Source organism: Streptomyces sp. NPDC048825 (assembly GCF_043198355.1).
Lineage (GTDB): Bacteria > Actinomycetota > Actinomycetes > Streptomycetales > Streptomycetaceae > Streptomyces > Streptomyces xiangluensis.
In genome coordinates this window covers 265,830-284,962 of the sequence record NZ_JBICUR010000005.1, presented here as the reverse complement: position 1 = coordinate 284,962, position 19,133 = coordinate 265,830, and the positions used below count along the sequence as shown (strand labels likewise).

Here is a 19,133-nt window from a genome sequence, read left to right as displayed (position 1 = left end):
GACCGTCCCCGTGCACGGAGCCCCCGTCGCCACGTCCGATGCCGACCGGACCGCGCAGGACCCGCCGCAGCCCCCGGCGCCGGCAGCGCCGTCCCGTGACCGGGGGCTCCGCCGCCTTCTGGACGGGCGGGGGGATCCGCACATCCTGGCCGCCGTGCTGTTCGTGGCGTATGCCGTGGTCTCCATAGGCCGCTACCTGCGGCTGGGGACCAGGTCCTGGGACCTCGGCATCTTCGAGCAGGCCGTGCGCGCGTACGCGCATCTCCAGGTGCCCGTCGTGGATCTCAAGGGGCCCGGCGCCAACGTCCTGGGCGACCACTTCAGCCCCATCACCGCGCTGCTCGCCCCCTTCTACCGGCTCTTCCCCTCCCCCGTCACGCTGCTCGTCGCCCAGGCCGCGCTGCTGGCGCTGTCCGCCGTGCCCGTGACCCGTGCCGCCGCCCGGCTGCTCGGACGCCGGCGCGGGCTTGCGCTCGGCGTCGCGTACGGGCTGTCGTGGGGCATCCAGCGGGCCGTCGACTTCGACTTCCACGAGATCTGCTTCGCCGTTCCCCTGATCGCCTTCTCTCTGGAGGCGTTGCTGCGACAGCGCTGGCGGGCTGCTCTGTACTGGGCCCTTCCCCTGGTCCTGGTCAAGGAGGACCTCGGTCTGACCCTGGCGGCTCTCGCGCTCGTCGTCGCCTTGCGGGCCAGGAAATCCTCTCGCCGGACGGCCCTGGCCGCGCTCGGGGTCGCGGCATTCGGCGTGGTGGCCACGGTGGTCACCATGACCCTGGTCATACCTGCCTTCAACACCACGGACGCCTACGACTACTGGAGCAAAGTCAGCGACTCGAGCGGTCCCTTCGACGGCTTCGACACCAAACTCCGCACCGTCGCCTGGCTGTTGATCCCGACCACCGGGCTGCTGGCCCTGCGTTCCCCGCTCCTCCTGATCATCCTGCCGACCCTGGGGTGGCGCTTCTTCTCCTCCGATCCGCATCACTGGGATACGGAGTGGCACTACAGCGCGATCCTCATGCCGGTCGTCGTGCTTGCCCTGGCTGACGCGCTGGTCGGCGCGCGGCGCAGTTCGCGGCCCTGGCTGCGTTCGTACGCCCTTCATCTGCCGACCGCGGTCGCCTCGGCGGCGCTCGCGCTGACGACCACGTTGCCGCTGGGGGCGCTGACCGAGTCCGCGGCCTATAGCGTGCCCGCGCGTGTTTCCGCCATCGACCGGCTGCTGGGGCGGATTCCGGACGGTGCCAGCGTCGAGTCCAACATCGGGCCGATCAGTCGTCTCACCTCTCGGTGCCGGGTCTTCTGGATCACCAACACCCGAGGGGTGACACCGGACTTCATCGCCCTGGACAACACCTCCGGGCGTTACGAGGACGTCCCGGGCTACGTCCGGCAGCTGCACCCGCGCGCGGAGTACGTCGTTGTGGGCTCGGCCCAGGGGTACGTGGTTCTCGAACGCGAACGGGTGGGATGACGTACGTCGTGGGTGGGGGAAGGGTTTCTTTCCCCAGCCCCGCCCCTTCCCGAAACTGGGGCTGCGCCCCAGGCCCCCGCCAGGGGGTGGGGGTGACAGGTCGTGTCGCGGCTGCCAGTCCGTCGGGCTGGTCGCGCAGTTCCCCGCGCCCCTAAAAAAGCAAAGCCTGCGGCTCCCGGCGCCCCGAGCAGCCCCGCCCCCTGAAAGCCCGTACCCCCAACTACCCGCAGCCTCCCACCGGCGGGAGGGGACGTGGGCCGGTGCGTCGTATGCCCGTCGCGTAGGTTCTGTCTCAGGCCACCTGCGCCTTGTGGAAGCCGGAGGGCCGTATGCCCACCCTGCGACGGGCTGACGCACCGGCCCACGGCCCCGACCCACCCACGGACCTCAGGGGCGCGGGGAACTGCGCGACCAGCCACCCACCAACCCGCAGCTTACAAACCGCGCCCCCAGCGGAGCGCTTACGCCAGCGACACCAGTTCCTGTTCCAGGCCGCGGCCCCTGGTCTCGACGAGGGACGAGGCGACGTCGGACAGTTTGCGATTGGTGCCCTGGGAGACACGGCGCAGGACCGCGAAGGCCTCATCCGCGTCGCAGGCCAGTACGTGCATGATGATGCCGCAGGCCTGGTCGATGACGGGCCGGGTACGCAACGCGGTGCCCAGCTGGTCGAGTTCGGTGAGCGCGGCGCGGTAGGAGCGGTCGCGTACGAGACTGCTCGCGGCGAGGTCGCCGAGGGCCCGGGCGGGACCGTGCGCGGCGTCCTCGAGTGCGTCCGGGCGGAAGCTGTACAGGCTCAGGGTCACTGTCAGTCCCGCGCGCCGGAAGGGCATCGTGACGCAGGAGCGTACGCCCGCGTCGAGTGCCACGGCCCGGTACTGCGGCCAGCGCTCCATGCGCAGCAGGTCGCCCGTCTCGACGGTTTCACCGCCGTCCACGGCGACGGGGATCGGCCCCTCGCCGGAGTTGAGCTGGACGGCGACGAGGCCCGCCAGGTCGGGATGAGTCACCGCGGCCGGCCGCTCCGTACCACCGTTGGAAATCGTGGTGCTCGCGCCGCAGCAGTCGCTGGTGCAGCGCACGGCCTGCTCGGCGAGTTCCGACAGCCGACGAGCAGGAAGCGCGGACTCCGGGGACTCCGTGCCCAGATGGCCGATGTGCTCGGTGTCCAGCATGGTTTCACCTCCTTGACTTGTGGCCTGCCCACACGCTCCCAGGGAAAACGAAAATGGCCGATTCCACTCCGGCCGCACCGCGGCGGCGGGGGACGGGATACTTTCTGTGCATGGCGCAGACGGATGAGTTCGGCGAAGAACTTGAGGATTTCGTGCGCCGTGTCGCGGAGTTGAAGGCGGCGCGGTCGGTACCGAGCGGTGACCTTCAGACAGTGCTCGACGCGGCACTTTTCGAACTTGACCATGTGGCCGGCCAGTTGTGGCCGTGGTACGAGCGGCTGAACTCGGGCGGCGGCACACCCAATGGGCCCTCCACCGACCGCCAGGAGCAGCAGCTGTTGCGGGCGATCTTCCAGCGTCTTCCCCTGCCCGTCGCGATGATGGACCGCGAGACGGTGGTCCGCAGACTCAACCACTCGGCCGCCCAGTTCACCGGAATACGGTCGGGCTACGCGACGGGCCGATCGCTGACCGGTTTCCTCGCGCACGCGGACCGGGCCGCGTTCCGTTCCCAGGTCGCCGCCGTGGCCCGGGGCGAGGGCGACCGCAGTCTCACCGTTCACCTCCAGCAACGCCCTTCTGTTTCCGTGCGCGCGACGCTCACCGCGGTGCGGACGAGCGGCGAGCCACGTACCTCCGTACTGATGGTGCTCCAGCCCGAGGGCCCGCGGGTGCCGTCTGCCGAGGGTGCCCCCGGCCCGCTGCCGGACCTCGCTGAGACGACACGGCACGCGGCGCAGCTGGACCTGGTCGACGCCATGTCCACGGCCTTGCTGGCCGAGCCCGCGAAGACCCGGGCCGCTGTGCTGGAGCAGGCGGCCCGAGTGCTGCACGGGCGGTTCGCGGACTGGGTGATAACCGACGAGGGGGCCGCGCGGCTGTGTCGTATGACCGTCCTCGGGCCGACGGACCAGCCCGGCACGCAGGTCGAGGAACTCCAGGCGCAGGATCCCGCCTCGTGCCCGCTCGTCGTCGAGGCGGCACGCGGCGGTTCCACGGCCCTTCAGGTACGCCCGGATGACCCGGACGCCTTCGGCAAGGACGCCTCCGGCGCCCCCGTCCTGGTCAGCGCGAACGTCACATCGCTGCTGTGCGTCCCGCTGACCGTGAACGGCGCCGTGCAGGGCGTCATCACCCTGTTCCGCTGCGGGGCCCGTCTCGCTTTCTCGATGGCCGAGGCACAGATACTGGACATGATGTCCCGTCACATAGCCCTGGCACTAAGGAACTTGGACCGCCGCTGAGTGCGGTCCCGCGCCCCTGAAGGAGGCCGCAGACCTTCCTTCAGGAGCGCGGGGCTGGATCGGTTTGCGGCTCCGCCGCGATGGGGCCCCGTCCGAGCGAAGCCGAGAGTGGGGGAGCCGACCAGCCACAACGAACCCGCAGCTTCAAGACGGCCCGCAGCGGAGCGCTTACGCGCTTACGCCGCATCCTGCATGACCTGGTCCCGCAGCTTGCCGCAGCAGCGGCTGATCAGCCGGGACACATGCATCTGGGAGATGCCGAGCTGTTCGGCGATCCGGCTCTGCGTCATGTCGCCGAAGAACCGCATGTAGAGAATGGCCCGTTCGCGTTCGGGCAGCGCCTGCAGCCGGGGCTTGACCGCCTCGCGGTCGACGACGACGTCGAGCGACGGGTCGGAGGCGCCGAGCGCGTCGCTCAGGGAGTATCCGTCCTCGCTGCCCGGGAGTTCGGCGTCGAGCGAGAGGGCGGTGAAACTCTCCAGCGCCTCAAGTCCGACGCGTACGTCCTCCTCGCTCATCTGCGCGTGCTCGGCGATCTCCTTGACGGTGGGCTGTCGGCCGGAGATCGTCTGGGACAGGTCCTGACTGGCGAAACGGACCCGATTGCGCAGGTCCTGGACCCGGCGGGGCACGTGCAGGGTCCACATGTGATCGCGGAAGTGCCGCTTGATCTCACCGGTGACGGTCGGCACGGCGTAGCTCTCGAAGGCGTTGCCGCGCTCGGGGTCGTACCGGTCGACGGCCTTGACGAGACCGAGCGCCGCGACCTGGCGCAGGTCCTCGAAGCTCTCGCCGCGGCTGCGGAATCGTCCCGCGAGCCGCTCGGCCATGGGGAGCCAGGCTTCGACGATCTCCGCACGGAGTGTGTCGCGCTGCTGTCCCGGAGGAAGCTTGGCGAGGGTACGAAACGCCTCCGCGGTGTCGGGGGCGTCGTCGTGCGGGTGGTGCTTGGCGCTCGCGTGAGTCTGCATGGTGCGTCGCAACTCCCTTGAGTGGTGCCTTGGTTTGGACGGTCACCGTGGGAGCGCGCCTACAGCCTGACAGGCACACCCGTGGCGGGTTTTCGCCGCTCCCACGGAATGTGCCTCCTGTCCGAAGCACTGATATTCGCCTGCCCCGCCGCATGGTCGGCAAACACCCGAAGGTTTTTCCGGCGGCGCGCGGGTGACTCGGGCCGTACAGCTGTCACCCCCGGGAGGTCCCGTATGAGCACCAAGGTCGCCGATCACGTCCTGCAGCGCCTGCGCGAATGGGGCGTGGAACATGTGTTCGGTTATCCCGGGGATGGCATCAACGGCCTCCTCGCCGCCTGGGGCAGGGCCGAGGACCACCCCAAGTTCATCCAGTCGCGGCACGAAGAGATGTCCGCGTTCGAAGCGGTCGGCTACGCGAAATTCGGGGGCCGGCTCGGAGTGTGCACGGCGACCTCGGGCCCCGGCGCGATCCATCTCCTCAACGGCCTGTACGACGCCAAGCTCGACCATGTGCCGGTGCTCGCGATCGTCGGTCAGACGCACCGAACGGCGATGGGCGGCTCGTACCAGCAGGAGGTCGACCTGCACACGCTGTTCAAGGACGTGGCCTCCGACTTCGTCGAGACGGTGATGGTGCCCGAACAGCTGCCGAACGTCCTGGACCGGGCGATCCGCACCGCCTACGCGCGCCGCGCCCCGACCGCCGTGATCATCCCCGGAGACGTGCAGGACCTCGAGTACTCCGCCCCCACCCACGAGTTCAAGATGGTCCCCTCCAGCCTGGGCCGCAGCGAGTGGACCGCGATTCCCTCACAGGAGTCGGTGGAGCGGGCGGCCGAGGTGCTCAACTCCGGTGACAAGGTGGCCATTCTGATCGGCCAGGGCGCCGCCGGGGCCCAGCCCGAAGTGGAACGGATCGCCGAACTGCTCGGCGCGGGCGTCGCCAAGGCGCTGCTCGGCAAGGACGCACTGAGCGACGAACTCCCTTACGTCACGGGCGCGATCGGCCTCCTCGGCACCCGGCCCTCGTACGAGCTGATGCGCGACTGCGACACCCTGCTGACCATCGGCTCCTCCTTCCCGTACACACAGTTCATGCCGCAGTTCGGCAAGGCGCGGGGCGTGCAGATCGACATCGATCCGCACATGGTCGGGATGCGCTATCCGTACGAGGTGAATCTCGTCGGGGACGCGAAGGCGACCCTGGAGCGGCTGTTCCCGCTGCTGGACGCGGACCGCGGGCGCGAGTGGTACGACACGGTGTGTGCGAACGTGACGCGCTGGCGCGAGGTGATGGAGCGCCGGGCCCATCTGTCCGCCGATCCGATCAACCCGGAGTACGTGGCCCGGGCGCTGGATCCGCTGCTGCCCGGCAACGCGATCGTCACGTCCGACTCGGGGTCGCCTGCGAACTGGTACGCGCGTCATCTGACGCACCGGTCCGGGATGCGCTCGTCGCTGTCGGGGACCCTCGCCACGATGGGCTGCGGGGTGCCGTACGCGATCGGTGCGAAGTTCGCGCATCCGGACCGGCCCGCGATCGCGCTCGTCGGGGACGGGGCGATGCAGATGAACGGGCTCGCGGAGCTGATCACGGCCGCGAAGTACCAGGACCGCTGGGAGGACCCGCGGCTCGTCGTGGGCGTCTGGAACAACCACGACCTCAACCAGGTGACCTGGGAGATGCGGGCGATGGAGGGTGCCCCGTCCTTCCTGCCCTCACAGGAGATCCCGGATGTACAGTACGCCGCCTTCGCCCGTTCGCTCGGGCTGACCGGTATCCGCGTGGAGAAGCCGGAGGACGTCGAGGCGGGCTGGCGCGCGGGCCTGGAGGCGGACGGTCCCGCGGTCGTCGAGTTCCTGACCGACCCCGCCGTACCGCCGGTCCCGCCGCACGCCACGTGGGAGCAGATGGAGGCCACCGCCGCCGCCATCCTGAAGGGCGACTTCGACCGCACGTCCATGGTCCGGCAGGGCTTCAAGGCCAAGATCCAGGAATTCCTGCCGGGGCGCGACCGCTCCTGACGACGGCTCCACTGTTGAACGGCACTGAGTAGTTCAGTTGCGCACGAAACAGTTCAGCAGTCGGTTCAGTGGCGCAGTGAACCGTTCAGTGCCATACCTTACGGCGTGTCCACTGCCCTGCCGAGACGCCTTCCGGTGGTGCCCGTCCCGTTCCCGGACGAATCGCTGCTGAGCTGGCTGGATCACTTGTCCTCGGTGTACGGCGTCACGCGGACTGTGGCGGCGCAAGCCTCCGGGATCATGACCGCGCGGGACGGTGCGGCCCGGGTCTCGGCCACCGGCGCGCGATCCGCCGTCTTCGGCCTGGGAGACGGCGACGTGGAGCGCGTCCGAGCTGCTACTGGGCTGGAGCCGCGGGTCGTACGCCGTATGACGTGGACGCGCGTCGCCGGCCGCGCGCTGCTGGCCGAGGTCGATGACAACGATCCGAACGCCACTGCCCGTCGTACGGTCCGGGCGAGCTGGATCGACGCAGGCGAGATGCGCTTCTGTCCCGCCTGCGTCCGTGAGCGGAATGGCCGGTGGCCCTTGGCCTGGTGTACTCCGTGGGCCTTCGCCTGCCTGGTGCACGACTGCTATCTGCTGATGGGCTGCCCGACCTGCCGCTCCCCCGTCCGCGTCGGCGAAGTAAGCCTCGCCGACGGGGTGTGCCGTGGCTACGTGAGGGATCCCCTTGAAGCGGTGCACGCCGATGCTCCGTGCCGATTCACGAGATGCGAGCCCCTGCCCTGCAGGATGCGTGGCTCGTCGATCTGCAAGGCAGACTCCAGCAGCATCTCGATGAGGAGACGGGGGCTGAGTCAGCACGCGCCGACTTCGCGGACTTGGCGGCGGTGGCTGACATGACACTCTTCCTGGGAAGACCTCAGCACCTGGAAGGTGCCGACTCTCCTGTGCTGGAGCGCTTCACGGTGTTCTCTCGGATTTGCGTGGGGCTGGGTCAGTTCCCGCGGGGCGCGTACATCAGGACGGCCATGCCGGCCAGGCAGATGAGGGCGCCGATGATGTCGTAGCGGTCGGGGCTGTAGCCGTCGGCGATCATGCCCCAGGCGATGGATCCGGCGACGAAGATGCCGCCGTAGGCGGCGAGGACACGGCCGAAGTTGGCGTCGTGCTGCAGCGTGGCGACGAACCCGTACAGACCGAGCGCGATGACGCCGGCACCCGCCCACATCCAGCCCTTGTTCTCCCGCACGCCTTGCCACACCAGTCACGCGCCGCCGATCTCGAACAGCGCGGCGACAACGAACAGGGCAACGGAACGTGCGACGGTCATGCGCGCGACTTTAACCAGGTCACTGGCGCCCGCCCGCCGCCGGGGCAGCCTTGCCCGGGCACCCATGCGCGCTCCCGGCAGCCGACCGCGCGCAGGACCATCCTTTCCTCTCGCGCCGCCTACCGAGCCACCATGTCCCGACCGCGGCCATGGCCAACGCCAGGGCCATGGCGGGCAGCCATCCGACCACCGCAGCCAAGGCGCTGCGCGGCCTTGATCACCCGCAGCACGGTGACCGCATGCGGCGGATACATCCGGTGCCCACCGTTGGACCGCTGCGGCTCAGGCAGCAGACCGCGTCGCTCGTAGTAGCGCAGCGTCTGCGGGTTCACCCCGGCTGCCTCGGCGACCTGCCCACTGCGCAGCGTCCCGGCGCTCATGATGCCGTCCGCGTGGCCTCGGCCCGCACCGCGAGCGCCTCGACGACCGCGATGTACTCAGCAGGGGCGCTGATATCCATCAGCAGCCGGCCTTGCTCATCGCCGTGGAAGGTGAAGGAGAAGAAGGAGCAGCAGCCGGTCTCCCGCTGCGCGAGTTCCCGGGCCCGTTCCTCCACCGTCTGGTGCAGCACCAGCCGCACCCGGCCGGGCTCTTGCCTGCTGAGGCCGATCAGCGCGTCGGCGAACAGCGCGTCGAACTCTGCGATCCGCAGCGGCTGCTCGACGGTCGGCAGCGTGCATGCTTCCGGCACCCACGACGTCATCGCGCACCCCATCTCGGTCGTCGCCACCTTGGGCTGAAGTGGCCTGGAACCTGAAGGTAAGCCTGTACCTGGGTACCGGATGCAACCCCGGCCCACCGGCCAATATGCCGAGGGGTGGCGTCCACTTTGGCCGGCCGGTGTCAGCGCAGCTGGTCCGCGATCTGGCGTGCCGCCTCACGGGCGGGTCGGCCGACGCCGATGAGCGTGGCGGAGGCGGCCCGGTCCAGTCGCCGTAGCCGAGAAGGTGCAGCCGCGGTTCGTCCACTGCTCGGGTTCCCGTGGTGGCGATGTGGCCGCACGTGCCGCGCAGTCCCAGGGGGGACAGGTGGGAGAGCGCCGGGCGGAAGCCGGTGCACCAGATGATCGCGTCGGCTTCGGCGCGTGTGCCATCGGCCCATTCAGCGCCGCCGGGGATGAGGCGGGTGAACATGGGTGTGGCCTTGAGCAGGCCGTGGTCACGTGCCGCGCGTACCGGCGGGACGGCGACGATGTCGCCCAGGGACGCCACTCCACCGGTGTCGGTTCGGCCCTCGTCGAGGGCGTGGCGGCGGGCGGTGGCCGCGTCGAAGAGGGCGCGGCCGTCGATGTCGTCGGCCAGGAAGCGCGGTGGGCGCTGGGTGACCCAGGTCAGCTCGGTGTCGTGAGCGAGGTCGGCAGCGATCTGCGCGCCGGAGTTGCCGCCGCCGACCACGATCACGCGGCGGCCCGCGAAGTCCTGGGGCCTGCGGCATTCGACACGGCCACGTAATTGCGGCTGACGCAGGATCAGGCGGCCGCAGGCTCCAGGATCCCGCGCACCCTGTTCAAGCCGTCATGGTTCACCGAGTACCAGGACCAGGTCCCGCGGCGTTCGCGGTTCAGGAGACCCGCCTCGGTCATGATCTTCAGGTGGTGACTGACCGTCGGCTGCCGGAAGCCCAGGCAGTCGGCCAGGTCGCACACGCATGCCTCGCCGGCCGGTGCGCGCTCGATGATGCGGAATATCTGCAGCCGCGTGGGGTCGGCAATGGCCTTGAGCATGACGGCGAGACGTTCGGCTTCATCGCGGTCGATGAGCAGGCACGCCAGGCTCGGCGTACAGGTATCGGCCTTCGTCTCGTCCGCTACCTCCGCGGCGCCCAATTCAGTGATAGCCATCTATGAACCATAAGCGGGCGTCAGGCATCCGCCATGTGTCCGAAGCCACACGATGAGCCTTGTTCACCAAGCGTTCACTTAGGTTGCCGTCTATCCAATACATAGATGTACACCTATTGTTGACGCCGGGAGAGCCACTGCGAGCTGCCCATCGAGGAGCCGCCCCATGGACGAGCAAAGCCCTCGCGGCCGTCGCCGCCGAGCAGCCCAACCCCTGCGGGACATCAACCCCGTACTCGAGCGCATCACCTACCGGCTGGCCGCCCGGCACAGCAGGTCCTTCTCGCGGGAGACGGTCGAGAACTACGTCGAGGAGTGCTCCTGGCTGCTGTCGGCGAAGGCACGCGTGGGACACCATCTCCCGGTCCTGGTCGAGCGGTTCGCCGACCAGCGGCTCGGCGCGCTGGCCCGCGGCATGGGACTGTCGCCGAAGCCGGTGCCCGAAGTGCTGTTCGTGTGCACGGAGAACGCGGGCCGCTCGCAGCTCGCCGCCGCGCTGATGCGACATCGGGCGGGCGACGGGATCCGGGTACTGACCGCGGGCTCCGAACCAGGCACGGAGATCGACCCGGTGGTGCTCCAACTGCTGGCCGAGCAGGGGCTGGACGCGCACGACGAGTTCCCCAAGCCGCTCACCGCCGAGGTTGTCACGGCCGCCGACGTCGTCGTCACGCTGGGATGCGGCGACGCCTGCCCGGTCAGGCCCGGGCGGCGCTATCTGGACTGGGATCTGCCGGACTTGGGCGGGCTGGACATCGAGAGCGCGCGGGCGGTGGGGGATGCGCTGGCCGCGCGGATCGACGTACTGGCACGGGAGCTGCTGCCAACCGGGGCACCCCGGGTGAGTTGCCCGAGTGAAGGCGGTAGGTAGCGTCGTAGCCGCTCAGATCGCCACTTCCGGGAGGCAGTCCGGCAACTCGTGAACACCACGGCGCGAGCCGAGTTGAACTGAACCGGCCGACGGGGCACCGCCATGCAGCCCGTCGGCCGGAATCTGGGGACGCTCGCCCGTAGTCAAGGGTCTGCGTCGGTGAGGCACAGGGAGATCAGCGTCCGCGCCTCGGCCGCGGTGCCCGGTCACCCCGTACGTCCTATGCCATGGGTGTCGGGGTGCCCGACGGTTCCGCCTGCGCCCCGTCAGAGCACGACGTACCGCACTCCAGCCGGTACCCCATGCCCCGGATGGCATCGATGGTGCAGCAGCTCTTCCCGTCCTCCCGGAGTTTGTTGCGCACCCGTCGGATGTGCACGGTCAGGGTGTTGCTGTCGAGGCTGTCGGTGCCCCACAGGGCGCGGGTCAGCTCGGCGCGGCTGACGACCCGGCTGGCGTTCTCCATCAGGTAGCGCAGGAGCATGAATTCACGGACCGGCAACTGCAGTGAGTGGCCGCGTACATACACGTGAAAGCCCGTAGGATCAAGCTCGATGTCACCGACGACCAGCGGCTGCGCGTCGCTGTCGTTCTCCCTGCCGCCGGACATGAGCAGGGGGACTATCTCCCTTGTTCGGTAGGGACGGGCCACGAAGGCGATGGCGCCGGCCGCCACCGCGGCCGTCGCCTCCGCGGCTCCCTCGGGCCCGGCTCCCACAAGGACGGGCACCGGGTGGAGCCGGGCGATCAGCTCCGTGACCCGTGCGGCGCTCACCACCGGCAGCGGAGCACCGAGCAGTACCGCGCGCGGGTGGCAGGCGCCGATCTGTAGCAGCGCCTCGGCGCCGTCGTGGCAGACCACGGTACGGACGCCCGCACCCTCGAAGCGGGCCAGGGTCTTGGCGGCCAGGTGCTCGTCGGGCTCGGCCAGCAGCAGATCGGGGTTCTTGCCGTCTTCCGGACTGCTCACGGCAGGCTGAACAGGCCGGTGTGGGTCGAGTGACACCCGTGTTTTCTCCTTCACGTGTTCCGCGCAAAGGGACGTCACGCGGGACCTTCTCTCAGCCGAAGCGGCCGGAGATGTAGTCCTCGGTTCGCTGGTCGGAAGGGTTGGAGAAGATGCGCTCCGTCTCGTCGTACTCGACCAGGCGGCCGTGGCGTTCGCCCTTGTCGTCGACGTCCGCGGTGAAGAAGGCGGTGCGGTGCGAGACGCGCGCGGCCTGCTGCATGTTGTGGGTGACCACGATGATCGTGAACTCCTGGGAGAGGTGCTCCATCAGGTCCTCGATCTTGGCGGTGGCGATCGGGTCCAGGGCCGAGCAGGGCTCGTCCATCAGGATCACCTCCGGCTTGACCGCGATGGTGCGCGCGATGCACAGCCGCTGTTGCTGGCCGCCGGACAGGGCGAGCGCCGAGGTCTTGAGCTTGTCCTTGACCTCGTCCCACAGCGCGGCATGGGTGAGGGTCTCCTCGACCAGGTCGTCGAGGTTGCCCTTGAAGCCGCCCACCCGTGGCCCGTACGCGATGTTGTCGTAGATCGACTTGGGGAACGGGTTGGGCTTCTGGAAGACCATGCCGATCCGGCGGCGGACCTCGATGGGGTCGACCTCGCGGCCGTACAGGTCCTCGGTGTGGTAGTGGATCTTGCCTGCCACCCGGGCGGTGGGGATGAGGTCGTTCATGCGGTTGAAGCAGCGCAGCACGGTGGACTTGCCGCAGCCGGAGGGGCCGATCATCGCGGTGATCTGGCGGTCCCCGATGAGCATGTTCACATCGCGTACGGCCTCGTGGTCGCCGTAGAAGACCGACAGGCTGCCGATCTCGAAGACGGGGCTGGCCAGGGACGGGGCCGCACGGTAGGCGACCCGCGGGGTCCTGGTGCCTCCGGTGGGTTCGGAGGGCTGGGACATGGCGGCCTCCTGGTCGCGCTTGCGGAGTTTGTCGGTGGAGTCAGCGGTCATGGGTCACCAGCGCCGGGAGTACTTGTTGCGGAGCCAGATCGCGAGCGAGTTCATCGCGAGCAGGATCACCAGCAGGACGACGATCGCGGCGGCGGCGAGGGAGGTGAACTCGGCGCGGGACTGGTTGATCCAGTTGAAGATCTGGATCGGCAGGACCGTGAACGGGCTCTCCACACCGGTCGGGTTGAAGGTGATGAAGGTCAGTCCGCCGAGCAGCAGCAGGGGCGCGGCTTCACCGATGGCCCGGGACAGCGCGAGGATCGAGCCGGTCGCCATGCCGGGCACGGCGGCCGGGAGCACCTGGCGCCAGATGGTCTGCCACTGGGTGGCGCCCAGCGCCAGGGATGCCTGCCGGATGGACTGCGGTACGGCGCGGATCGCCTCCCGCGAGGCGATGATCACGGTCGGCAGTACCAACAGCGACAGTGTCAGGGATGCCGTCAGGACGGTCTGGCCGAAGCCGAGGCCGCGGGAGATGATGCCGAGCCCGAGGATGCCGTAGACGATCGACGGTACGGCCGCCAGGTTCTGGATGTTGATCTCGATGACGCGGTTCCACCAGCGGTTCGGATCGGCGTACTCCTCCAGGTAGATCGCCGCCATGATGCCGGTGGGCAGGCAGTACAGGGCGGTGAAGGCGATCACCCAGATCGTGCCCATGATCGCCGACTGGGCGCCGGCGTTCGTCGGGTCGATGATGTCCGGGAAGTTCGACCAGATACGGGAGTCGAGCCGGGGCCAGGCTTCCACGACGTTGTACGTGAGGAGCGCGGCCAGGAAGACCACGCCGACCGCCAGCGACGCCCACAGGCTCAGCTGGAAGAACCGCTCGCGCCACGGGGTGCCCTTGCCCTTCAGGCGGGGCAGCTCGGTCGCGGGGACCTTGTCCATGACATCGGTCATCACTCGTACACCTCCCGGTACTTGCGGACCAGGCGAATGCTGACCAGGTTCATCACCAGGGTCATCACGAACAGCAGCGCGCCCACCGCGAAGATCGTCTGGTAGCCGGTCGAGCCCGTGGGCAGGTCACCGATACCGGCGGCGGCGATGAACGCGGTCATCGTCTGCATGCCTTCCAGCGGGTTGAAGGACAGATTGGGGCGCCCGCCTGCGGCGACCGCGACGATCATCGTCTCGCCGAGCGCCCGGGAGACGCCGAGCACGATGGCGGCAACGATGCCGGACAGCGCGGCCGGGAAGACCACCCGGGTGGAGACCTGCATACGCGAGGAACCGAGAGCGAAGGCGCCGTCGCGCAGGGCGCGCGGGACGGCGTTCATGGAGTCCTCTGCGAGCGAGGCGATCGTCGGGATGATCATGATGCCCATGACGAAGCCGGCCGAGAGGACGTTGAAGACCTGCGGGCCGTCACCGGCCGGCCAGACGTCCTGGAGCAGAGGCGTGAGCGCCTTCAGGGCGAAGAAGCCGTAGACGACGGTGGGGATGCCCGCGAGCACCTCCAGCAGCGGCTTGAAGACCGCGCGGACGCGAGGGTTGGCGTACTCGCTCAGGTACACCGCCGCACCGAGCCCCAGCGGCACGGACACCAGCAGCGCGATGAGGGTGACCATCAGCGTGCCTGTGATCAGCGGCAGGACACCGAAGGTCGGCGGCTTGAACAGGGGCGCCCAGTCGGTGCCGGTGATGAAGTCGCCGAAGTTCACCTTTCCGAAGAACTCGGCGGCCGGCGGGATCAGGGCGATGACGATGCCGATGGTGGTCAGCACCGAGACCAGCGAGGCGGCCACCAGGAGAGCCTTGATGGCCTTCTCGCCATAGCGCGGCTGGGACCGCTTCAGGAAGCCGGGGCTTCCCGAAGCGGCCCTGCGCCCGATGCCGGGGGAACTCATGACTTGTGCTGCGCCTTGAGGTCCTCGAGGGCCTTCTTCAGCTCGGTCTCCTGCTCGGAGTTGAGCGGCACGAACTGCGCCTTCTCGGCGATGTCCGCGTGGTTCTCGACGTAGAACTCGACGAACGCCTCGACCTCCGCCTTGTCCAGGGAGGTGGCCTTCGGGTAGATGAACAGCGGCCTCGACAGCGGCTTATAGCTGCCGTCCTGCACGGTCTCGACGCCCGGGGCGACGCAGCCGTCACCGCCGTCGATCTCCAGGGCCTTTAGCTTGTCCTTGTTCTCCTCGAAGTACGACAGACCGAAGTAGCCCATGCCGCCCTTGGAGCCGGACACACCCTGCACGGTGACGTTGTCGTCCTCGCTCGGGCTGTAGTCGGTACGCGAGGCGCCCTCTTCACCGTTGATGGCATCGGTGAAGTAGTCGAACGTGCCCGAGTCGGTGCCCGCGCCGAAGAGTTCGAGCTTCTGGTTCGGGAACTTGGGGTCGACCTGGTTCCAGTTGTTGACCTTGGAGCCGGGCTCCCAGATCTTCTTGAGCTGGTCGACGGTCAGGCAGTCGACGAAGTCGTTGTCCTTGCTCACCACGACGGACAGGCCGTCGTTGGCGACCGTGAACTCCTCGTATTTGATGCCCTCCTTGTCACAGAGGGCCTTCTCCTCGTCCTTGATCGGACGGGAGGCGTCGGAGATGTCAGTCTCGCCCGCGCAGAACTTCTCGAAACCGCCACCCGTACCGGAGGTGCCGACGGTCACCTTGACGCCGGAGTTCTCCGCCTGGAAGAGCTGGGCCGCCGCCGTGGACAGCGGAGCCACCGTGCTGGAGCCGTCGACCTTGATGTTTCCGGCCAGCTTGTCGCCGCTACCGTCGCCCGAACCCGCGTCGGCACCGCCGCACGCGCTCGCGGCCAGCAGGACGGCTGCCGTCAGGGCCAGGGGAGCCTTGGCCCGGCGCAATGAAGGGGAAATGTTCACGACTCTCGATCCTCATGTCTGCCGGTTCCTCCGGCGGTGGATCGGTGCGCAGCGCGCTCCGTTCGGACACCATTGATCGAAGTGCGGCTATATGAACGCATGGTGTACGAGGTGCGCCTCGAGCATGAACGATAGCCGGTCATCTATATAGAAGGATCTTGTTCAATTATCACGGAAGGGTCTCATGAGCTGCTGGTTCACGACTCACCGCCAGCGCGCGCCGGGTGAACGGCGAGCAGTCGGCGCGGAAGTGGAATACACCGGCGCACGATGACCGGGTCCGGACCGAAAAGCAGTGTTCGATCGAAGTTCACCGTTCGGCCGCCTCCGGGCGGGCGAAGAGCCCATAGCGTCCCGCATCGATGGCTGCCTATCAAGCGGGTGGCCGAAAAGGACCGTCCCGATCGCGTGGAGGCAACCGTGCACCGCCAGTCCGACGACGGCACAGATCGCACAGGTCAACGCCCCGAACTTCCCGTACTCGTCAGCCACAACACCGCCCGGTCGTCGCTCACGTGCCGCTACCGGTGCGGCAACGCCTGCTCCCACGCGGCGCCGAACCGCTCACTGAACCCCTATTTCGGCGACATAGTGCAGCGGGCCCTGTCCCGCAGAGGCGTCCTCAAGACGGCCACCGTCGTGGCCCTGGCCACCGGCGCCGGGGCAGCCGCCGCTACGGCCGCTGCCTCCCCCACGCCCTCCGGTACGCGCCTGCCACGCGGCCTGGACTTCGAGCCGGTCCCCCCGAACACCAACGACGCGGTCACCGTGCCCGAGGGCTTCAGCCAGCAGGTCGTCATCCGCTGGGGCGACCCGATCCTCGCCGGAGCCCCCCGCTTCGACGCCCGCAAGCAGAGCGCCAAGGCCCAGGCCAAGCAGTTCGGATACAACGCCGACTACATGGCCCTGCTCGACGCGCCCCGCCGCGACCACCAACTGCTCGTGGTCAACCACGAGTACACCAGCGAACAGATCATGTTCTACGGGTACGACCCCGCCAACCCGACCCGCGAGCAAGTCGAGATCGCCTGGGCCGCGCACGGCCTGACGGTCCTGGTCGTACGCGCGGACGGTGACTCCGGGAAGCTGTGGCCGGTGACCGGCGACGCCCTCAACCGCCGCATCACCGCCACCACTCCGTTCCGCTTCACCGGCCCGGCAGCCGGCAGCGACCTGCTCAAGACGAGCACCGACCCGACCGGTCGCACGGTGCTGGGCACCCTGAACAACTGCGGCGGCGGCACGACTCCCTGGGGGACCGTGCTGTCGGGCGAGGAGAACTTCAACCAGTACTTCGCCAACGCCGCCGCCGTCACCGACCCCGTGGCCAAGGCGCGCCTGGCCCGCTACGGCCTGCCCACGGGGGCGAGTGAGCGCAAGTGGGAGCTGTACGACTCCCGCTTCGACATCGGCAAGGAGCCCAACGAGCCCAACCGGCACGGCTGGGTGGTCGAGATCGACCCGTACGACCCGACATCAACTCCCCGCAAGCGCACCGCGCTGGGCCGCTTCAAGCACGAGGCCGCCGAGCCCCGCCTGACCGCCGACGGCCGGGTCGCCCTCTACATGGGCGACGACGAACGCTTCGACTACCTCTACAAGTACGTCTCCAAGCACGCATTCCAGAAGGGCACCAGCCGCGCCGCCCGCGAGCACAACATGCGCCTGCTCGACGAAGGCACCCTGTACGTCGCCAAGTTCACCGGCGACAGCCCGGCCGCCGAGATCGACGGCACCGGAAAGCTGCCGGGCGACGGAGAGTTCGACGGCACCGGCGAGTGGATCCCGCTCGCGACGGGCGACGTCTCGCACGTAACGGGCATGACCGCCGCGGAGGTGTACGTCTTCACGCGCCTGGCCGCGGACAAGGCGGGCGCCACCAAGATGGACCGTCCGGAGGACGTAGAGCCCCACCCGTACACCGGCCGCGTCTACGTCGCGCTCACCAACAACAAGGACCGCGGCGCCGCGGGCAAGGCCGGACCCGACGAGGCCAACCCGCGCACCGGCAACAAGCACGGTCACATCCTGGAACTGGAGGAGCGTCGCTCCGACGCCGCCGCCACGACCTTCCAGTGGAAGCTCATGCTGGTCTGCGGCGACCCCGAGGACCCCTCGACGTACTTCGCAGGCTTCGACAAGTCCCAGGTCAGCCCGATCTCCTGCCCGGACAACGTGGCGTTCGACGAGTACGGCAACCTGTGGATCGCCACCGACGGCGCGGCCCTGGGCTTCCACGACGGTCTGTTCGCCGTCCCGGTCAAGGGCGCCGAGCGCGGGCACGTGCAGCAGTTCCTGTCGATGCCGAAGGGCGCCGAGTGCTGCGGCCCCATCATCACCAGGGACCGCATCCTGGTCGCGCCGCAGCATCCGGGCGAGACGGATGGCGCCACCGCGGAGAATCCGGGTTCGCGCTGGCCCGACGGAACGGGCAGCGTTCCGCGGCCGTCGGTCGTGACGGTGTGGGAGCAGAAGCGCCGGTAGCCCCAGGCCGACTCCCGAGACGGTCCGAACAGACGGCACCGGCCGTCCCGCCGCTCGGGCCCGCGCTTCCGGTCCCCGGGCCTCCGTGTTCGCCGCAGATGCCGAGCTCCACGAACAGGCCCCCGGCGTTCCCCCGACGCCGGGGGCCGATGCCGTCCGGCTCGGTCACTGATCATTGGGGCAGTGCGGGCTCTTCGGGTTCGTCGGGGTGCCGGGCCGACGGGAGAAGCCACTCCTCGTAGCGGCCGAGCGCCAGGACGACGCCGAGCATCAGGACCGGCATCATCACAGCGAATACCGCCATGGCCTTGTCCTTCCCCGGGAGATTTGCGATTGGGGGGCGCAAATCGGGTCTCCAGACCACGGGCGGACAAACCCTTCGTGTCGATATCGGGGGCGCGGGTACACGAGGGTCCACCCCCGAGTGTCTGGAGGGAGACATGCAGCGAGGCAGCGACCGGCTCAACGTCCACAAGGACGACGAGATGAAGCATGAACTGCAGGGCCTGCTCCGGTCGGGCCATCCGACCAGGACCGAGGAGTGGCACGACCCGGAGCCGACCGCCGACGACGACCTGTGGGTCGCGGGCGGACCGGTCAGGCCGGACGCCGGCCGGAGCTCCGAGGAGGCGGTGCGTTACGAACTGGCGCGGCTGCTGGGCCGTACGGCCTTCCCCGCGGCCCCTCGTGAACTGATCCGTCTCCTGCGGAGCAGGTACGCACCCGACGGGCTCGTCGAACCGCTGGAGCGGCTGCCGAGGAAGGCGGTCTACCACACCGCTCAGGAGCTGGCCGAAGCGGTCGTACGGGCCGCGAGCGGCGAGACCGGTGAGAACCGGTGAGAACGGGTGAGAGGTGAGCACCCCTTGAGGAAACCGCGGCGAATCTGCGACGGAGGCATAGGCCGCCCCCGCAGGGGTACTGCGGGCGACATCACGTCGTCGTACCAGTAGCAGTGCCACACCCCCGGTACCGGGGAATG

18 protein-coding genes and 2 pseudogenes are annotated in these 19,133 nt (G+C 68.9%); 7 read left to right on the top strand and 13 right to left on the bottom strand.

What is annotated here, in order from left to right; all coding sequences use genetic code 11:
* Positions 1 to 10: 10 nt before the first annotated feature.
* Positions 11 to 1,474, top strand: coding sequence for a DUF2079 domain-containing protein (locus ACGFNK_RS15310; RefSeq protein ID WP_393415947.1), 1,464 nt, complete (start codon positions 11 to 13; stop codon positions 1,472 to 1,474).
* A gap of 461 nt (positions 1,475 to 1,935) precedes the next feature.
* Here the strand turns inward: ACGFNK_RS15310 and ACGFNK_RS15305 are convergent, their stop codons facing one another.
* Entirely contained in the window at positions 1,936 to 2,649 is a 714-nt protein-coding gene (locus ACGFNK_RS15305) for an ANTAR domain-containing response regulator (protein ID WP_393415945.1), read from the bottom strand.
* Between the two features lie 110 nt (positions 2,650 to 2,759).
* Here ACGFNK_RS15305 and ACGFNK_RS15300 point away from each other — a divergent pair, with 110 nt between their 5' ends.
* The gene (locus tag ACGFNK_RS15300) at positions 2,760 to 3,893 is read left to right on the top strand and encodes a GAF domain-containing protein (RefSeq protein WP_393415943.1); all 1,134 of its coding nucleotides are present in this window, start codon (positions 2,760 to 2,762) and stop codon (positions 3,891 to 3,893) included.
* A gap of 176 nt (positions 3,894 to 4,069) precedes the next feature.
* Here ACGFNK_RS15300 and ACGFNK_RS15295 read toward each other — a convergent pair whose 3' ends face one another.
* On the bottom strand, positions 4,070 to 4,864 hold the full coding sequence (locus ACGFNK_RS15295; protein ID WP_386341365.1) for an RNA polymerase sigma factor SigF: 795 nt from the start codon (positions 4,862 to 4,864) through the stop codon (positions 4,070 to 4,072).
* 234 nt (positions 4,865 to 5,098) lie between these two features.
* On the opposite strand from ACGFNK_RS15295, the gene ACGFNK_RS15290 reads away from it, so the two are divergent.
* Together ACGFNK_RS15290 and ACGFNK_RS15285 are read left to right on the top strand one after the other, a co-directional pair.
* Positions 5,099 to 6,892: a thiamine pyrophosphate-requiring protein gene (locus ACGFNK_RS15290; RefSeq protein WP_393415941.1), complete on the top strand. Its 1,794-nt coding sequence runs from the start codon at positions 5,099 to 5,101 to the stop codon at positions 6,890 to 6,892.
* Between the two features lie 105 nt (positions 6,893 to 6,997).
* On the top strand, positions 6,998 to 7,738 hold the full coding sequence (locus tag ACGFNK_RS15285; protein ID WP_393415939.1) for a TniQ family protein: 741 nt from the start codon (positions 6,998 to 7,000) through the stop codon (positions 7,736 to 7,738).
* A gap of 94 nt (positions 7,739 to 7,832) precedes the next feature.
* Here ACGFNK_RS15285 and ACGFNK_RS15280 read toward each other — a convergent pair.
* The 5 genes and pseudogenes from ACGFNK_RS15280 to ACGFNK_RS15260 all read right to left on the bottom strand — a co-directional run bounded on the left by ACGFNK_RS15280 (position 7,833) and on the right by ACGFNK_RS15260 (position 10,008).
* Positions 7,833 to 8,168 (bottom strand): annotated as a pseudogene (locus ACGFNK_RS15280) (YnfA family protein).
* A gap of 119 nt (positions 8,169 to 8,287) precedes the next feature.
* Entirely contained in the window at positions 8,288 to 8,548 is a 261-nt protein-coding gene (locus tag ACGFNK_RS15275) for a MerR family DNA-binding transcriptional regulator (protein ID WP_393415937.1), read from the bottom strand.
* The gene (locus tag ACGFNK_RS15270) at positions 8,545 to 8,871 is read right to left on the bottom strand and encodes a hypothetical protein (protein ID WP_393415935.1); all 327 of its coding nucleotides are present in this window, start codon (positions 8,869 to 8,871) and stop codon (positions 8,545 to 8,547) included. Before ACGFNK_RS15270 ends, ACGFNK_RS15275 begins: the two co-directional genes overlap by 4 nt.
* A gap of 140 nt (positions 8,872 to 9,011) precedes the next feature.
* Positions 9,012 to 9,607, bottom strand: a pseudogene (locus ACGFNK_RS15265) (pyridine nucleotide-disulfide oxidoreductase); the annotation flags it as partial.
* A 29-nt stretch (positions 9,608 to 9,636) separates the two neighbouring features.
* Positions 9,637 to 10,008 carry an ArsR/SmtB family transcription factor gene (locus tag ACGFNK_RS15260; RefSeq protein ID WP_393415933.1) on the bottom strand — a complete coding sequence of 124 codons (372 nt, stop codon included), beginning with the start codon at positions 10,006 to 10,008 and terminating at the stop codon, positions 9,637 to 9,639.
* Positions 10,009 to 10,174: 166 nt separating this feature from the next.
* Between ACGFNK_RS15260 and ACGFNK_RS15255 the strand changes: the two genes are divergently transcribed.
* Positions 10,175 to 10,879, top strand: a complete 705-nt coding sequence (locus tag ACGFNK_RS15255; RefSeq protein ID WP_393415931.1) for a low molecular weight phosphatase family protein — start codon at positions 10,175 to 10,177, stop codon at positions 10,877 to 10,879.
* 220 nt (positions 10,880 to 11,099) lie between these two features.
* On the opposite strand, the gene ACGFNK_RS15250 is transcribed toward ACGFNK_RS15255, so the two are convergent.
* The 5 genes from ACGFNK_RS15250 to ACGFNK_RS15230 all read right to left on the bottom strand — a co-directional run bounded on the left by ACGFNK_RS15250 (position 11,100) and on the right by ACGFNK_RS15230 (position 15,667).
* A complete protein-coding gene (locus tag ACGFNK_RS15250) occupies positions 11,100 to 11,849 on the bottom strand; it encodes a winged-helix domain-containing protein (protein WP_393415929.1) in 750 nt (249 codons plus the stop codon).
* Between the two features lie 91 nt (positions 11,850 to 11,940).
* Positions 11,941 to 12,789 (bottom strand): phosphate ABC transporter ATP-binding protein PstB, encoded by an 849-nt coding sequence (pstB, locus tag ACGFNK_RS15245; protein ID WP_393416278.1) that lies wholly within the window; start codon positions 12,787 to 12,789, stop codon positions 11,941 to 11,943.
* Between the two features lie 54 nt (positions 12,790 to 12,843).
* Complete coding sequence (gene pstA, locus ACGFNK_RS15240) at positions 12,844 to 13,743, bottom strand: phosphate ABC transporter permease PstA (protein ID WP_393415927.1); 900 nt, start codon at positions 13,741 to 13,743, stop codon at positions 12,844 to 12,846.
* Positions 13,743 to 14,693 (bottom strand): phosphate ABC transporter permease subunit PstC, encoded by a 951-nt coding sequence (pstC, locus tag ACGFNK_RS15235; protein ID WP_393415925.1) that lies wholly within the window; start codon positions 14,691 to 14,693, stop codon positions 13,743 to 13,745. The genes pstA and pstC overlap by 1 nt, the downstream gene beginning before the upstream one ends.
* Positions 14,690 to 15,667: a PstS family phosphate ABC transporter substrate-binding protein gene (locus tag ACGFNK_RS15230; protein WP_393415923.1), complete on the bottom strand. Its 978-nt coding sequence runs from the start codon at positions 15,665 to 15,667 to the stop codon at positions 14,690 to 14,692. Before ACGFNK_RS15230 ends, pstC begins: the two co-directional genes overlap by 4 nt.
* Positions 15,668 to 16,087: 420 nt before the next feature.
* On the opposite strand from ACGFNK_RS15230, the gene ACGFNK_RS15225 reads away from it, so the two are divergent.
* Positions 16,088 to 18,151, top strand: a complete 2,064-nt coding sequence (locus tag ACGFNK_RS15225) for a PhoX family protein (protein WP_393415921.1) — start codon at positions 16,088 to 16,090, stop codon at positions 18,149 to 18,151.
* A gap of 172 nt (positions 18,152 to 18,323) precedes the next feature.
* On the opposite strand, the gene ACGFNK_RS15220 is transcribed toward ACGFNK_RS15225, so the two are convergent.
* On the bottom strand, positions 18,324 to 18,455 hold the full coding sequence (locus ACGFNK_RS15220) for a hypothetical protein (protein WP_393415919.1): 132 nt from the start codon (positions 18,453 to 18,455) through the stop codon (positions 18,324 to 18,326).
* A 136-nt stretch (positions 18,456 to 18,591) separates the two neighbouring features.
* Here ACGFNK_RS15220 and ACGFNK_RS15215 point away from each other — a divergent pair, with 136 nt between their 5' ends.
* Positions 18,592 to 18,993, top strand: coding sequence for a DUF2795 domain-containing protein (locus tag ACGFNK_RS15215; RefSeq protein ID WP_393415917.1), 402 nt, complete (start codon positions 18,592 to 18,594; stop codon positions 18,991 to 18,993).
* Positions 18,994 to 19,133 lie beyond the last annotated feature (140 nt).

Coding starts and splice junctions, on each gene's coding strand:
- ACGFNK_RS15220 (WP_393415919.1), bottom strand. CDS start 18,455: ATGGCGGTATTCGCTGTGATGATGCCGGTCCTGATGCTCGGCGTCGTC.
- pstC (WP_393415925.1), bottom strand. CDS start 14,693: ATGAGTTCCCCCGGCATCGGGCGCAGGGCCGCTTCGGGAAGCCCCGGC.
- ACGFNK_RS15290 (WP_393415941.1), top strand. CDS start 5,099: ATGAGCACCAAGGTCGCCGATCACGTCCTGCAGCGCCTGCGCGAATGG.
- ACGFNK_RS15260 (WP_393415933.1), bottom strand. CDS start 10,008: ATGGCTATCACTGAATTGGGCGCCGCGGAGGTAGCGGACGAGACGAAG.
- ACGFNK_RS15215 (WP_393415917.1), top strand. CDS start 18,592: ATGCAGCGAGGCAGCGACCGGCTCAACGTCCACAAGGACGACGAGATG.
- ACGFNK_RS15270 (WP_393415935.1), bottom strand. CDS start 8,871: ATGACGTCGTGGGTGCCGGAAGCATGCACGCTGCCGACCGTCGAGCAG.
- ACGFNK_RS15300 (WP_393415943.1), top strand. CDS start 2,760: ATGGCGCAGACGGATGAGTTCGGCGAAGAACTTGAGGATTTCGTGCGC.
- ACGFNK_RS15295 (WP_386341365.1), bottom strand. CDS start 4,864: ATGCAGACTCACGCGAGCGCCAAGCACCACCCGCACGACGACGCCCCC.
- ACGFNK_RS15275 (WP_393415937.1), bottom strand. CDS start 8,548: ATGAGCGCCGGGACGCTGCGCAGTGGGCAGGTCGCCGAGGCAGCCGGG.
- ACGFNK_RS15255 (WP_393415931.1), top strand. CDS start 10,175: ATGGACGAGCAAAGCCCTCGCGGCCGTCGCCGCCGAGCAGCCCAACCC.
- ACGFNK_RS15305 (WP_393415945.1), bottom strand. CDS start 2,649: ATGCTGGACACCGAGCACATCGGCCATCTGGGCACGGAGTCCCCGGAG.
- pstA (WP_393415927.1), bottom strand. CDS start 13,743: ATGACCGATGTCATGGACAAGGTCCCCGCGACCGAGCTGCCCCGCCTG.
- pstB (WP_393416278.1), bottom strand. CDS start 12,789: ATGTCCCAGCCCTCCGAACCCACCGGAGGCACCAGGACCCCGCGGGTC.